This window comes from Pleomorphomonas koreensis DSM 23070, from assembly GCF_000425185.1.
Taxonomy (GTDB): Bacteria; Pseudomonadota; Alphaproteobacteria; order Rhizobiales; family Pleomorphomonadaceae; genus Pleomorphomonas; species Pleomorphomonas koreensis.
This window is the reverse complement of the sequence record NZ_KE384327.1, coordinates 114339-127961: the sequence shown is the minus strand read 5'-3', so window position 1 is coordinate 127961 and position 13623 is coordinate 114339. Positions and strand designations below refer to the sequence as shown.

General features: G+C 70.3%; 10 protein-coding genes. 5 read left to right on the top strand and 5 right to left on the bottom strand.

The window, feature by feature from the left end; translation table 11 throughout:
• The first annotated feature begins 98 nt into the window (after nucleotides 1–98).
• The 3 genes from H512_RS0120685 to rnk all read left to right on the top strand — a co-directional run bounded on the left by H512_RS0120685 (nucleotide 99) and on the right by rnk (nucleotide 1867).
• On the top strand, nucleotides 99–425 hold the full coding sequence (locus tag H512_RS0120685; RefSeq protein ID WP_026785013.1) for a YbaB/EbfC family nucleoid-associated protein: 327 nt from the start codon (nucleotides 99–101) through the stop codon (nucleotides 423–425).
• 28 nt (nucleotides 426–453) lie between these two features.
• Nucleotides 454–1059 carry a recombination mediator RecR gene (gene recR, locus H512_RS0120680; protein WP_026785012.1) on the top strand — a complete coding sequence of 202 codons (606 nt, stop codon included), beginning with the start codon at nucleotides 454–456 and terminating at the stop codon, nucleotides 1057–1059.
• Nucleotides 1060–1447: 388 nt separating this feature from the next.
• Complete coding sequence (gene rnk, locus H512_RS0120675) at nucleotides 1448–1867, top strand: nucleoside diphosphate kinase regulator (RefSeq protein WP_026785011.1); 420 nt, start codon at nucleotides 1448–1450, stop codon at nucleotides 1865–1867.
• Nucleotides 1868–1925: 58 nt separating this feature from the next.
• On the opposite strand, the gene gdhA is transcribed toward rnk, so the two are convergent.
• Together gdhA and H512_RS26090 are read right to left on the bottom strand one after the other, a co-directional pair.
• Complete coding sequence (gene gdhA / locus H512_RS0120670; protein WP_026785010.1) at nucleotides 1926–3281, bottom strand: NADP-specific glutamate dehydrogenase; 1356 nt, start codon at nucleotides 3279–3281, stop codon at nucleotides 1926–1928.
• Between the two features lie 450 nt (nucleotides 3282–3731).
• Nucleotides 3732–4793, bottom strand: coding sequence for a response regulator (locus H512_RS26090; RefSeq protein ID WP_026785009.1), 1062 nt, complete (start codon nucleotides 4791–4793; stop codon nucleotides 3732–3734).
• A gap of 313 nt (nucleotides 4794–5106) precedes the next feature.
• On the opposite strand from H512_RS26090, the gene galE reads away from it, so the two are divergent.
• The gene (galE, locus tag H512_RS0120660; RefSeq protein ID WP_026785008.1) at nucleotides 5107–6099 is read left to right on the top strand and encodes a UDP-glucose 4-epimerase GalE; all 993 of its coding nucleotides are present in this window, start codon (nucleotides 5107–5109) and stop codon (nucleotides 6097–6099) included.
• Between the two features lie 62 nt (nucleotides 6100–6161).
• The gene (kdsA, locus tag H512_RS0120655) at nucleotides 6162–7019 is read left to right on the top strand and encodes a 3-deoxy-8-phosphooctulonate synthase (protein ID WP_026785007.1); all 858 of its coding nucleotides are present in this window, start codon (nucleotides 6162–6164) and stop codon (nucleotides 7017–7019) included.
• Here kdsA and H512_RS25350 read toward each other — a convergent pair.
• The 3 genes from H512_RS25350 to H512_RS0120640 all read right to left on the bottom strand — a co-directional run bounded on the left by H512_RS25350 (nucleotide 7013) and on the right by H512_RS0120640 (nucleotide 13529).
• Nucleotides 7013–9538, bottom strand: coding sequence for an ATP-binding protein (locus tag H512_RS25350; RefSeq protein WP_169507202.1), 2526 nt, complete (start codon nucleotides 9536–9538; stop codon nucleotides 7013–7015). The two genes, kdsA and H512_RS25350, sit on opposite strands and share 7 nt — an antisense overlap.
• A 19-nt stretch (nucleotides 9539–9557) precedes the next feature.
• Nucleotides 9558–10604, bottom strand: a complete 1047-nt coding sequence (locus H512_RS25345) for an HD domain-containing phosphohydrolase (protein WP_053240114.1) — start codon at nucleotides 10602–10604, stop codon at nucleotides 9558–9560.
• A gap of 447 nt (nucleotides 10605–11051) precedes the next feature.
• Nucleotides 11052–13529 carry a beta-glucosidase family protein gene (locus tag H512_RS0120640; protein WP_036793067.1) on the bottom strand — a complete coding sequence of 826 codons (2478 nt, stop codon included), beginning with the start codon at nucleotides 13527–13529 and terminating at the stop codon, nucleotides 11052–11054.
• Nucleotides 13530–13623 lie beyond the last annotated feature (94 nt).

Sequence of the window (13623 nt, the reverse complement as noted above, 5' to 3'; positions counted from 1 at the left end):
GGGTCTTTCGTGGCGAAGCCCCGAAAGACGTAAAGCGGAGCGAAAGCCAAGGGCCGGAGGCCCGCCGGCGACTGAGGCGAAAATAAAGAGAGGATCCCATGTTCGGCGACATCGGCAAGATGATGAAGGAAGCGCAGGCCTTGCAGGCTCGCATGGCCGAGGCGCAGGAGGAGATCGCCCGCATCGAGGCGACCGGCACGTCGGGCGGCGGCCTCGTCGCGGTCACCGTCTCCGGCAAGGGCGAGGTCAAGGGCGTCCGCATCGATCCCTCGCTGTTGAAGCCCGAGGAGGCCGAGATCGTCGAGGATCTGATCGTCGCCGCCTTCACTGATGCCAAGGCGCATGTCGATGCGCAGGTTGCCGAGCGCATGCAGGCGGTGACCGGCAATCTGCCGCTGCCGCCGGGCTTCAAGCTGCCCTTCTGATTGGTTTCAAGAGAGTCCGGAGACGCCCGTGGCGCGCAGAGTGACAGGACCGGAAATCGAGCGGCTGATCCAGCTGCTCGCCCGCCTGCCCGGCCTCGGGCCGCGCTCGGCCCGCCGGGCGGCATTGCAGCTGGTGAAACGGCGCGACCAGCTGCTTGCCCCGCTCACCGAGGCCATGAAGACCGTCCATGACCGCGTCCGCGTCTGCTCGGTCTGCGGCAACGTCGACACCGCTGACCCCTGCGCCGTCTGCACCGATCCGACGCGCGACGGTTCGCTGATCGTGGTGGTGGAGGACGTCGCCGACCTCTGGGCGCTGGAGCGGGCCGGCGCCATCAACGCCCGCTATCACGTGCTGGGCGGCGTGCTGTCGCCGATCAACGGCATCGGACCCGACGATCTCGACATCGCCGGCCTCGTCGAGCGGGCGGCCGACCCGGCGGTCAAGGAGGTGATCCTGGCCGTCAACGCCACCGTCGACGGCCAGACGACGGCCCATTACGTCACCGACCGCCTCGACGGCCTGGGCGTCAAGGTGACGCGCCTTGCCCATGGCGTGCCGGTGGGCGGCGAACTCGACTATCTCGACGAGGGTACGCTCACCGCCGCCATCCGCTCGCGCACGCCGTTCTGAGGAAACATGAAGCCGCGCGGCGGGTCTTTCGGGACGAAGCCCCGAAAGACGAAAAAGCGGAGCGAAAGCCGAGGCGGCGGAGCCGCCACCGGCGCCTGAGGCAAGAAAAACCTGCCGCCGGCGCCTAAGGCGGCAAAACCTCCCGGCTTGACTTTATCGCCGGTAATGCCGATCTTCTTGGCTATGGAACCGCGGATCAACCATCTCCGAATGCTTTGCAGGATCTATCCCGTCGCGGGATACTGATCTCACGGTCCGGCTCGTCGCGCCCCGGCCGTGGGGCACCGCCGCCGGGCTTTCCTGAAAGCCGGCTCCGCGCGACGCCTCATTTTTCCCGTCATCTTCGCCCCGCCGACCGGCGGTGGCTGGCTATTTCATCGAGGACCCCATGACCGTTTCCAGCCGCCGGCGCCACCTGCCCGCCATCGCGCTCGCCCGCTCCGACCACGAGCGTCTCGTCAATCTGGCCGAGGCGCTGTCCGAACGCGATCCCGCTGCCGCCGACCAGCTCGCCGCCGAACTCGAGCGGGCGCGCGTCGTCGCCGACGACCGCCTGCCGGCCGGAACGGTTCGCATGGGATCGGTGGTGCGTTTTGCGATGGACGACGCCGGGCCGCGTACCGTCCGCCTGGTCTATCCGGGCGAGGCCGACATCGAGAAGGGCTTCGTCTCCGTGCTGACGCCGGTCGGCGCGGCGCTGATCGGCCTCACCGCCGGCCAGGCCATCGACTGGACCGACCGCGACGGCCGGACGCGCCGCCTGCACGTCATCGAAGTCAGCGTCGAGGATATTGCCGCGGCGTCGTGAGCGGGCACGGCATCGTGAGGGCGGCGCTGCCGCCGCCCTCCGCGGGCTCTGGCGAGCCTCAGATGACGCCTTGGGCGCGCATCGCCTCGGCGACGCGGATGAAGCCGGCGATATTGGCGCCCAGCACGTAGTTGTCGGCGACACCGTACTCGCGGGCCGTCTCGGCGCAGCGGTCGTGGATGCCGCTCATGATGCCGGAGAGCCGCTCGCGCGTCGCCTCGAAGGTCCAGCTGTCGCGGCTGGCGTTCTGCTGCATCTCCAGCGCCGATGTGGCGACGCCGCCGGCGTTGGCCGCCTTGCCGGGGCCGAACAGCACACCGGCATCCTGGAAGATGCGCACCGCTTCCGGCGTCGACGGCATGTTGGCGCCCTCGGCGACGGCGATGACGCCGTTGCGCACCAGCGTCTCGGCATCGCGGCCGGACAATTCGTTCTGCGTGGCGCAGGGCAGGGCGACCTCGCAGGGCACGTCCCAGATGCTGCCCTTGCCGGCCGGCACGAAATGCGTGCCCTTCTGTTTCAGCTCGATGTAGTCGGAGATGCGGCCGCGCCGCACTTCCTTGATCTCTTTCACGAGATCGAGGTCGATGCCGGCCTCGTCGACGATGTAGCCGGCGCTGTCGGAGCAGGCGACCACCTTGCCGCCGCGCTTGATGGCCTTCTCCATGGCGTAGATGGCGACGTTGCCCGAGCCGGATATGGTCACCCGCCGGCCCGTGAAGTCGGCGCCCTTGGTGGCCAGCATGGCCGAGGTGAAGTAGACGGTGCCGTAGCCGGTCGCCTCCTTGCGCACCAGCGAGCCGCCGTAGCTGAGGCCCTTGCCGGTGAACACGCCGGCCTCGAAGCGGTTGGTCAGCCGCTTGTACTGGCCGAACATCCAGCCGATCTCGCGGCCGCCGACGCCGATGTCGCCGGCCGGAACGTCGGTGTGCTCGCCGAGATGCCGGCTGAGTTCGGTCATGAACGACTGGCAGAAGCGCATGATCTCGCCGTCCGACTTGCCCTTGGGGTCGAAGTCGGAGCCGCCCTTGCCGCCGCCGATCGGCAGGCCGGTGAGCGCGTTCTTGAAGATCTGCTCGAAGCCGAGGAACTTGATGATGCCGAGGTTGACCGACGGATGGAAGCGCAGGCCGCCCTTGTAGGGACCGAGGGCCGAGTTGAACTGCACGCGGAAGCCGCGGTTGATGCGCACCTGGCCCTGGTCGTCGGTCCACGGCACGCGGAAGATGATCTGGCGCTCCGGCTCGCAGATGCGCTCGATCAGCGCGTCGGCGAGATAGTCGGGGTGCTTGGCCACCACGTGGCCGAGGCTTTCCAGCACCTCGCGCACCGCCTGATGGAATTCCGCCTCGGCCGGATTGCGCCGCAGCACCTCCGCCAGGATGGGAACCAGCTTTTCGTCGATCGAGACCACGTGCGACTTCCTTTCCGTGAGTTCCGGCCCGCCCGCCCCCCGCCGGGACGCCGGACCCCATGTCATGCGATCGGGCCGCTTCCCGCGCGACGGCGCCTGCCGTTGCGGCAAAAGGCAGGGACGGCGCCCGGCGTGAGGGCCGGGCGTCACAACCATCGCGGGTCCTGATGGAAAGCGCGGCGACGCCCCCGGCCCAGCAGACGATGGGACCCCGCGTCCGCTGGGAAACGGTGAACGCCCAATCGGCGCGCACTATGGTGAAGGACAAATCACGGCGCAAGCCGTCGATTGACCGTTTCTAGAGCAATCGATGAAAAAATCGCCAGCCAGGGCCGCAATCTTCAACCCGATTGACGCAATTTTCGGCCGCCGTTCCGCCATGGCGGCAGGCGCACTGCGCCGGCCCGCAACGCTGCCGGGTGATGCTCCAGAGTATTTGTGCGTAGTCCGTCAGACGAAGGGATGGCCGAGCCGCAGCGGCAGATCGAGGACGTGCCCGGTTGCGGTGGCGAAGGCCACCCGACCGCCGCAGGCCAGCGCCAGGCTCTCGACCAGCCGCCTGCGCTCGTCGGCCGCCGCCCGCGCCTCGGCGTCGCCGGCCGTCGCCTCGCCGCCGCTCGCCCGGATCGTCGCGCCGAGCCGGCCGGACGCGGCCCGCAGCGACACCGTCGCCTTGCCGCCGGCCGCCGCCGCGTCGCCGGCCTCGGCGAGGAAGCCCTCGACGAGATCGGCATAGAGCGTCGGGCTGGTCTCGATGGGCAGCGGCAGCGACGGAGCGAGGAAGCGGACGCCGCCGGCGGCCCGCTCGTCCTGCTTGCGGACGGCGTCGACGAAGAACGGGATGGCGTCGATGCGCTGGACGCCGGCGCCGGTCCGGCTTGCCGCGTCGAGGTCGGCGATCGAGCGGGCAAGCGCCCGCCGCCGGAATTCGCGATGCTCGGCGCGGTCCTCGGATACCTCGCTGCGCAGCGCCAGTCCGGCGGCATGGAGGCTCTGCATCAGCGCCCGCAGCATCGACGCCGCATCGCGGCGCGGCGCCGGCCGGCGGGCCAGCAGCGTCGAGAACACCCGGTCGAGCGTCGACACCGCCAGATCGCTCTTGGTGAGCAGGCCGTCGGCGCCGGCCCGCCGGCCGATCAGTTCGATGTCGTCGTTGTCGAGCGCCGAGGTGAGGATCACCGGCACGTCGGCCGTCGCCTTGATCTCGTCGATCAGCGACAGCGTGGTGTGGCCGGCCATCCAGAAATCGCACAGCACGATGTCGAACCGCTGGCGCGACAGCGCCGACAGCGCCGCCTCGCGGGTGCCGGCGGCGACCAGGGCGGCGGCAAAGCCCGGCAGCGCGCCGACCAGGCGGCCGATGAGGAAGGTGTCTTCCGGCCTGTCGCCGACGTGCAGGACGGTGATCGTCCGCCGCTCCAGGTCGGCGCCGGCCGCGCCGACGATCCGGAGACGCCGCGCCGCGGATCTGCCCTCGATGGCTGGTATGAACGGCCCCGACAGTCGAGCCATGAACGATCCTCTTCCCGTCTCTACCCCGGCTATCGAATCGCTTCTTTACCGCGGATGCTGGAAAATATGCGGGAAACTGCGGAAAAAGTAGTTAACGAGCGGTTAATTTCCCCTGCCCATCTGAAATGTGCACATGAATTTGGGCCGGCCGCCGCCCGCGTGCCAGAGGCCCAGAACCGGTGTCCGCGCCTTTCTCGGCGGCCATGGTCCTACCCGGCATCCTCCCACTGGAAAAACGACGACAAACGGGCGATAGAGAAGTCTCGCCTTTGGCGTCCGGGCAAGGACGCCGACAGGAACCGAGGAGTCTTCCATGTCCATTCTGGTGACCGGTGGTGCCGGCTATATTGGCAGCCACATGGTGCATGCCCTCGTCGATCGCGGCGAGAGCGTCGTCGTACTCGACGATCTCTCGACCGGCTACGACGCCGTCCTGCCGGGCGCGGCGACGCTGGTGGTCGGCGACATCGGCGACGGCGCGCTGGTCGACCGGCTGATCGCCGAGCACGGCATCACCGCCATCGCCCATTTCGCCGGCTCGATCGTCGTGCCGGATTCGGTGACCGACCCGCTCTCCTACTACGAGAACAACACGGTGAAGTCGCGGGCGCTGATCGCCGCGGCGGTGCGCGGCAAGGTCAAGGCCTTCCTGTTCTCCTCGACGGCCGCCGTCTACGGCGAGCCCGGCGTCGAGCTGATCGACGAGAGCGTACCGCTCGGCCCGGTGTCGCCCTACGGATCGTCCAAGTGGATGACCGAGATCATGCTGCGCGACAGCGCCTATGCCTACGGTTTCCGCTACGCGGCGCTGCGTTATTTCAACGTCGCCGGCGCCGACCCCAGGGGCCGCACCGGCCAGTCGTCGAAGCGCGCCACGCATCTGATCAAGATCGCCGCCCAGGCCGCCCTCGGCCAGCGCGACGGCATGGATGTCTTCGGCACCGACTACCCGACGCCCGACGGCACCTGCCTCAGGGACTACATCCACGTCACCGACCTGATCGAGGCGCACGTTCTGGCGCTGAAGCACCTGATGGCCGGCGGCGACACCTTCGTCGCCAACGCCGGCTACGGCCGCGGCTTCTCGGTGCTTGAGGTGATCGACGCGGTGAAGCGCGTCTCCGGCGTCGACTTCCCCGTCCGTCTGGCGCCGCGCCGGGCCGGCGATCCGCCGGCGCTGGTCGCCGATTCGAGCCGCCTGCGCGCTCTCACCGGCTGGCAGCCGAAGCTCGACGATCTCGACACCATCGTCGGCCACGCGCTCGCCTGGGAGAAATCGCTGGCGAGCCGCAACTTCCAGCGCTGAACGCGCTGCCTCCCGCCCGGCCGATCGCGGCCGGGCGCTTCCTTTCTCACGAGGTTCCCGCCATGGCCGTTGCCACGCCGCAGAAAGCCGTCACCGTCGGCTCCGTCACCTTCGCCAACACGGCCCCCTTCGCGCTGATCGCCGGCCCCTGCCAGATCGAGAGCCGCGAGCATGCGCTGAAGATCGCCGCTTTCCTCGCCGAGACGGCGAAGGCGGCCGGCGTGCCCTTCGTCTTCAAGGCCTCCTACGACAAGGCCAACCGCACCTCGCTGAAAGGCGTGCGCGGCGTCGGCATCGAGGCGGGCCTCGCCATCCTCGCCGAGATCAGGGACACCTTCGGCTGCCCGGTGCTGACCGACGTCCACGACGTCGAGCAGACGCGGCGGGCCGGCGAGGTGGTCGACATCCTGCAGATCCCGGCCTTCCTCTGCCGCCAGACCGACCTGCTGATCGCTGCCGGCGAGACCGGCAAGGCGGTCAACGTCAAGAAGGGGCAGTTCCTCGCCCCCTGGGACATGCAGAATGTCGCCGACAAGGTCGCCTCGACCGGCAATGAGCGCATCCTTCTCACCGACCGCGGCACCTCCTTCGGCTACGGCGCGCTGATCACCGATTTCCGGGGCCTGCCGACCATGGCCGAGACCGGCTGGCCGGTGGTGTTCGACGCCACCCATTCGGTGCAGGAGCCGGGCGGCCGCGGCTCGTCGTCGGGCGGCAAGCGCGTCTTCGCGCCGGCGCTGGCCCGTGCCGCCATGGCGGTCGGCTGCGCGGCGGTGTTCGTCGAGGCGCACGACGATCCCGACCGTGCGCCGTCCGACGGGCCCAACATGCTGCCGCTCGCCTGGATGGCGCCGCTTCTCGCCGACCTCAAGGCGCTCGATGCCGTCGCCAAGAACCGGTCGCTGACCGACAGCTACTGAGCCGCCGCCGCCGGCGCAGCCTCGGCCGCGAACCCGGCCTTCAGGCCGGCCACCACGCTGCCGGCGCCGGCGATCGCCATCATCAGTTCGCCGAGCGCCCCGACGTCCGGATCGGGCAGCGCCGCCATCAGCGCCGCCGCCCGCTGCGACATCTCGTCGAAGCCGACGTTGGCGGCCGCCCCCTTCAGCGTGTGCAGGCTGCGTTTGGCAAGGTCCGCGTCGCCGCCTTCCAGCGCCGACGACAGGTCGGCGAGCAGGCCGGCGGCGTCGGTGGCGAAGGCGTCGAGCAGGAAGGCGGTGTCGTCGGGCCCGAGTTCGCGCACCAGCGCCTCGATGCGCCGGCGGTTGACCGCCTCGCCGCGCGTGCCGTCGACGGGTGCCGGGCGTGGCCGCGTTGCGCCGCCGCGCTCGAGCCCGAGCAGCACGGCCACGAGATCGTCGCGCTCGACCGGCTTCGGCAGGAAGGCGTTCATGCCGGCCCTGAGGCAGGCCTCGCGGTCGGCGGCGAAGGCGTTGGCGGTCATGGCGACGATCGGCACGTCGCGGCCGCGGCCGCTCGACCGGCGGATGGCCCGCGTCGCCTCGAGGCCGTCCATCACCGGCATCTGCATGTCCATGAACACCACGTCGAAGTCGCGGGCATTGACCATGGCCAGCGCCTCGGCGCCGTTCTCGGCCAGCGCCGCCTCGATGCCGAGCCGCCTCAGGAGGCGCAGCGCCACCTGCTGATTGATGCGGTTGTCCTCGACCACCAGCACCTTCAGCCCCCTGGGCACCGTCGCCTCCTCGCCCGGCGCGCGCGGCGCGTCCTCGGCCTCAAGGCTGCCGGCGATCGAGGCGGCGATCACCGCCGGCGTCAGGGCGTTGACCGGCCGGGTGCCGCCGCGGCAGCGGGCGGTGGGCGAGAAGGCGATGTCGAGCCGCGCCTTGCGGTGGTCGGGCGGCAGCGGCACGACGGCGACGGTGATGTCGGCCTCCGCGCCGGTTCCCGCGGCGCCGGCGCCGAGATAGGCAAAGGTGGCGGCGATCGCCGCCGCCTCGGCCGGGAAGCGGCCGGCCGCCGAGACGCGGGCGCCGGATAGCGGCGCCGGGTCGATTTCGGCGTCGGCGGCCCGGTCGAGCGGCAGCTCGAAGAAGAAGGTGGAGCCGCGCCCCTCGCGGCTGGTTACGCCGATCGCCCCGCCGAGCCCCTCGACGATGCGCCGGCTGATGGCCAGGCCAAGCCCGGTGCCGCCGAAGCGGCGGGTGATCGAGGCGTCGACCTGCGAGAATTCCTTGAACAGGCGCTTCTGCCCTTCCTCGGAAATGCCGGTGCCGGTGTCCTCCACCTCGAAACGCAGCCTGGGCCGGCCCCCGCCGGCCGCCTCGCGGACGCGCACGGCGATCAGGCCGCTCTCGGTGAACTTGACGGCGTTGGAGAGGAAGTTGATCAGCACCTGGCGGATGCGCGTCTGGTCGCCCGAATAGCGGGCGCCGAGGGCGATCTCCGGCGCCAGCACCGCGACGAGGCCCTTCTCGCGCACCGGCGCCTCGACCATGGTCAGCGCCGCCTCGGCGGTGGCGACGGGATCGAACACCACGCGGTCGACGTCGAAGGAGCCGGCCTCCAGCTTGGAGAAGTCGAGAATGTCGTTGACGAGGGCGATCAGGCTGCGGCCGCACACCTCGATGTTGGCGGCGAGGCCCCGCTGCTCGGCGTCGAGCGGCGTGTCCTTCAGGAGGTCGGCCATGCCGAGCACGCCGTTGATCGGCGTGCGGATCTCGTGGCTCATGGTGGCGAGGAAGGCCGATTTCGCCTGATTGGCCGCCTCGGCCGCCGCCACCGCCTCCCTCAGTTCGCCGGCCATCGCCTCGAGGCGGGCCCGCGAACTCCAGATCTCCCGGATCTGCCGGATCAGGCTGAAGATGAAGATGGCCATGGAAAGGGTCAGCGCGCCGACCAGCACGCCGAGCACCCGGTAGAGCTGGTCGCGGAAGGTTCGCTCGTCGGCGCGGAGGGCCAGTTCCGCCGTCTCGGCGACGGCGGCGAGCCGGCTGGTGAGCGTGGCGAGACGGTCGAAGCGGGCCGCCAGGTCGGCGAGGGTGGCGTCGTCGGGCAGCGGCAGGCCGGCGAGGTGGGCGAACCGGGGCCTGAGATCGGCGACGGTCCGGCCGACCGTGTCGAGATCGGCGGCAAAGGCGGCCGGCAGGCCATCGGCGGCGGCCGAGGCGGCGGCGAGGTCGCGGGCGCCGGCATCGACCAGCACGAAGCGGGCGGCGACGATCTGGCCGGCCGCTTCCGACGGCTGCCGCCGCGCCGTCTCCAGCGCCCGCGACAGCGTCCCGGTCGCCCGGTCGAGCCGGTAGGCGGCGGCGAGCGCGCGGGTGTCGCCGAGGTCCGCCGTCTCCGCCTGCTGGCGGATCAGGATGGCGAACACGGCGATGGCCGAGACGAGGAACAGGAGGCCGACGACGACGTAGAACAGCGTGCCCCGCAAGGGGCGGTCCTGTCCGGTCGGGTCGGCGGGAACGGCGGTCACGGCGGGCGGTCCGGGGGCGTTAGGCGGCGGTGCCGAACGGGGCGCCGGCCTCGCCGAGGCGGAGGATGCGGAAGTAGCGCAGCGAGAAAGCCTTGGCGACGTCCGGGTCGAACTGCCGGCCGGCATGGTCGGCGATGTAGCGGGCGGCGTCCTCGGCGCTCCAGGCGGCCTTGTAGGGGCGCTCGGAGGTAAGGGCGTCGAACACGTCGGCGACGGCGACGATGCGGCCGGACAGCGGGGTCGCCGCCTCCTTCAGACCGCGCGGATAGCCGCTGCCGTCCCAGGCTTCGTGATGCGTCTCGGCGATCTCGGCGGCGAGGCGGATGACGCGCGAGCGCGAGCCGTCGAGGATCTCGCCGCCGATCAGCGTGTGCGCCTGCATGCGCCGCCGCTCGTCGTCGGTGTAGGCGCCGGGCTTGTTGAGAAGATCGTCGGGAAGGCCGATCTTGCCGATGTCGTGCATCAGCGCCGCCACATAGAGGTCCTGGCAGTATTGCTCGCTCTGGCCGAGTTCCTCGGCCAGCTCGCGGGCGGTGCGGGCGACGCGCAACAGGTGGCTGCCGATCGCCGGGTCGCGCCGCTCGACGGCGCGGGCGAGGCGCAGGATGATCTCTTCCTCGAGGCCGGCCCGCTCCTGGGTGGCCTTGCGCACCTCGGTCTGCAGCCAGTCGGCGCGGTCGCGCAGCTTGTTCTGCATCTCGCGCAGCAGGGCGAGGTTTCTGAGCCGCGCCTTGGCCTCGGCCATGTCCACCGGCTTGGTCAGGAAGTCGGTGGCGCCGGCCTCCAGCGCCGCGTAGCAGATCTCGCGCTGGTCGACGGTGGTGACCATGACGATCGGCACGTCGGCATAATCGGGCAGGCGGCGTATCTCGGCGATCAGCGCGAGGCCGTCGATCCCCGGCATCATGTAGTCGACGATCATCAGGTCGAAACGCGTCCGGCGCGCCTCGTCGAGCGCCTGCAACGGGTCGCGGAACGACTGCACGTCGGCGATGCCGGAACTCTGCGCCAGCTTGCCGAGCATGAACAGGTTGCTCGGATTGTCGTCGACGAGAAGGAGTTTCATGGCGGGTTCCCGGCGGATTTGCGTCCGGAAAAACATACGCGGGAAACATGAAGCATCGGACAATGAGCATGCCAAACGCCGCGTCAACCGGCCTGCCCGGCATTTGAACGAAGCCGGAAAGGCGGTGTTAGCCATGACGCGCCCAACTGGCCGTCTTTTAGGCGAATTGCCGGGAGTAGGCTTGACGCTTTGCCACCAGCCCTGTCGGAAATGACAGGGGTCGGCGTGTCTCGTTCATGGTTTGTCAAGACTTGGCGCCGGGGCGGCAATTGCCGCTGGCAGGCCGCCCGCCGAGGGGGCATAACCATTCCATCGCGCCGACGGAAATCCAGCTCACTTTCCGAAAGCACACGCCTCTCGGTCGCCGCGAGCCGCAAGGTCGCAGGATAACCACCCCGGACATGGCAAAGGCCACGTCCGGGTTTTCTTTTTCTGTGTCGTGCGGCGTCAGGCGCCGAGGCGTGCCGTCACCCGTTCGACGATCTCGCCGGTCAGCTCGACCTCGACGCTGCCGCGCGGATCGAGCGCCGAGGCGGCGGCAACCAGCCGGTAGCGGCCCTTCTCGGCGACGAAGGCGTGCCGCTCCTCGTCGAAATATGAGAAAGCGCGGGCGTCGAGCGTCAGCACCGCCTCGGCCGTCTCGCCAGGCGCCAGTTGCAGCTTGGCGAAGGCCCTGAGTTCCCTGGCCGGCCGGCTGACGCGGCCGGGCGGCGGCGCCACGTAGAGCTGCACCACCTCCGTGCCGGCGCGGGTGCCGGTGTTGGTGACGGCGACGCGGACGGTGACGACGCCGTCGCCGCCGAAGGCCGGCTGGTCGACGGTCGGCGCGCTCCAGTCGAAGGTGGTGTAGCTGAGACCGTGGCCGAACGGGAACAGCGGCGCGACGCCGGCCTTCTCGTAGTGCCGGTAGCCGACGAACACCCCCTCGCCATAGGTGACGTGGCCGTCCTTGCCGGGATAGGTCCGCGGATCTCCCGTTACGACCGGCGTGTCCTCGATGCGCCGCGGGAAGGTCTGCGGCAGGCGGCCGCCCGGCTCGGCGGCGCCGGTCAGCACGTCGGCGATGGCGTTGCCGGCCTCCTGGCCGGGATACCAGGCCTCGATCACCGCCCTGACCTTGTCGAGCCAGGGCATGGCCACCGGCCCGCCGGTCTGCAGCACGACGACGGTGTTGGGATTGGCGTCGGCGACGGCGGCGATCAGTTCGTCCTGCCGGCCGGGCAGCGCGATGCCGGGCAGGTCGTTGCCCTCGGTGTCCCACTCGCCGGAGCGGCCGGCGTAGACGATGGCGATGTCGGAGCTGCGGGCGAGCGCCATCGCGTCCGAAAAGGCCCGGTCGCCGAGCGGCACGGCGACGCCGACCCGGATCGCCTTGAGGTTGAGGGCGATCGCCTGCACGAAGCGGTATTCGACGACGACGTCCACCGTTCGCCCGGCGTCGAGGGCAATGCTGCCGCGCGCCTCCCGGTTGCCGCACTCGAAGTAATTGTCGCCCGGCGTCCAGCCGTCGCGGATGTCGACCACCGTCCGGCCGTCGACCATGAGGCGGCTCGGCCCGATGCTGACGAGGCCGAACACATGCTCGGCCGTCTCCGATGGCGTGAAGCGGGTGGTGGCGCGCAGCGAGAAATCGGCGTCCCTGACGCCCGGCGCCACCTCGTTGAACCACATCACCTCGCCGAGCGGATGGCTCTGGTGCTCGGCCACCGGGCCGGCGAGGTCGGGCCGGCCGTAGACGTCGACCTCGAACGGCCCCGATATCAGCGGCATCAGCCGGTTGGCGGCGACGCCGGGCGCGCTGCGGAGCTGGTTGTCGGACATCAGCGGCCGGAGGCCGTCGGCCGGCGAGACGGCATAATGCGGATTGAGCTGGGCGCTGCCGCCGCCCATGATCTGCGCCGCCTCGGCATTGGGACCGATGGCCGCCACGCTCTTGCCGGCGAGGTCGAGCGGCAGCAGGCCGTCGTTCTTGAGCAGCACGATGGCTTCCGCGCCGGCCCGGCGGATCAGCGCCCGGTGCTCCGGCCTGTCGATCGCCCGCTCAGCCGGAATTTCCGGCCTGTCGAAGCCGCCGACCCGCTCGATCAGGCGGAGGATGCGGCGGGCGGCGTCGCGCACCGTCTCCACCGTCACCTCGCCACTGCGCACCGCCTCGACCAGCTTGTCGCCACGGTCGCGCGTCGGGCCGGGCATTTCGAGGTCGAGGCCGGCATTGACGGTGGCGGCCGTCGAGTGCGAGCCGAACCAGTCGGACATCACGACGCCCGAGAATCCCCATTCCTCTTTCAGGAGGTCGGTCAGCAGCGCCTTGTGCTCGGAAGTGAAGGTGCCGTTGAGGCGATTGTAGGAACTCATCACCGCCAGCGTGCCGGCCGTCCTCACCGCCGCCTCGAAGGGCGGCAGGTAGATTTCGCGCAGCGCCCGCTCGCCGATGTCCGAACTCATGGTGGTGCGCTGGATCTCCGATTCGTTGCCGGCGAAATGCTTGACCGTGGCGCCGACGCCGCCCTTCTGCAGGCCGGTGATGTAGGCGGCGGCGAGCCGCGCCGTCAGACACGGGTCTTCCGAATAGCACTCGAAATTGCGGCCGTTGACGGCTGAGCGCTGGATGTTGACGGTGGGGGCGAGGAGCACCGAGGCGCCCTTGGAGCGCGCCTCCTCGGCGAGCGCCCCGCCGATCTCCTCGACCAGAGCGGGGTTCCAGCTGGCGCCGAGGGCGATGCCGACCGGGAAGCTCGCCGCCTTGACGCCGCCGACCAGCGAGCCGCCGCCACGCGCCCCGTTGGGCCCGTCGGAGACCTTGATCGCGGGGATGCCGAGCCGTGGCACCGCCACCGTCGTCCAGAAGTCGGCGCCCGCCAGCAGCGACACCTGCTCGTCGAGCGTCATCGCGTCGAGCAGCGCCTCGATATCCCGTCCGGCCATGTCATCCTCCCCCAGCCTGAAACGATACAAGCGATGTCTCCTTAGCACGTCGCGCGCCGCCCGGCGAGGGACGGCCGCTTCGACCAACGGCGGC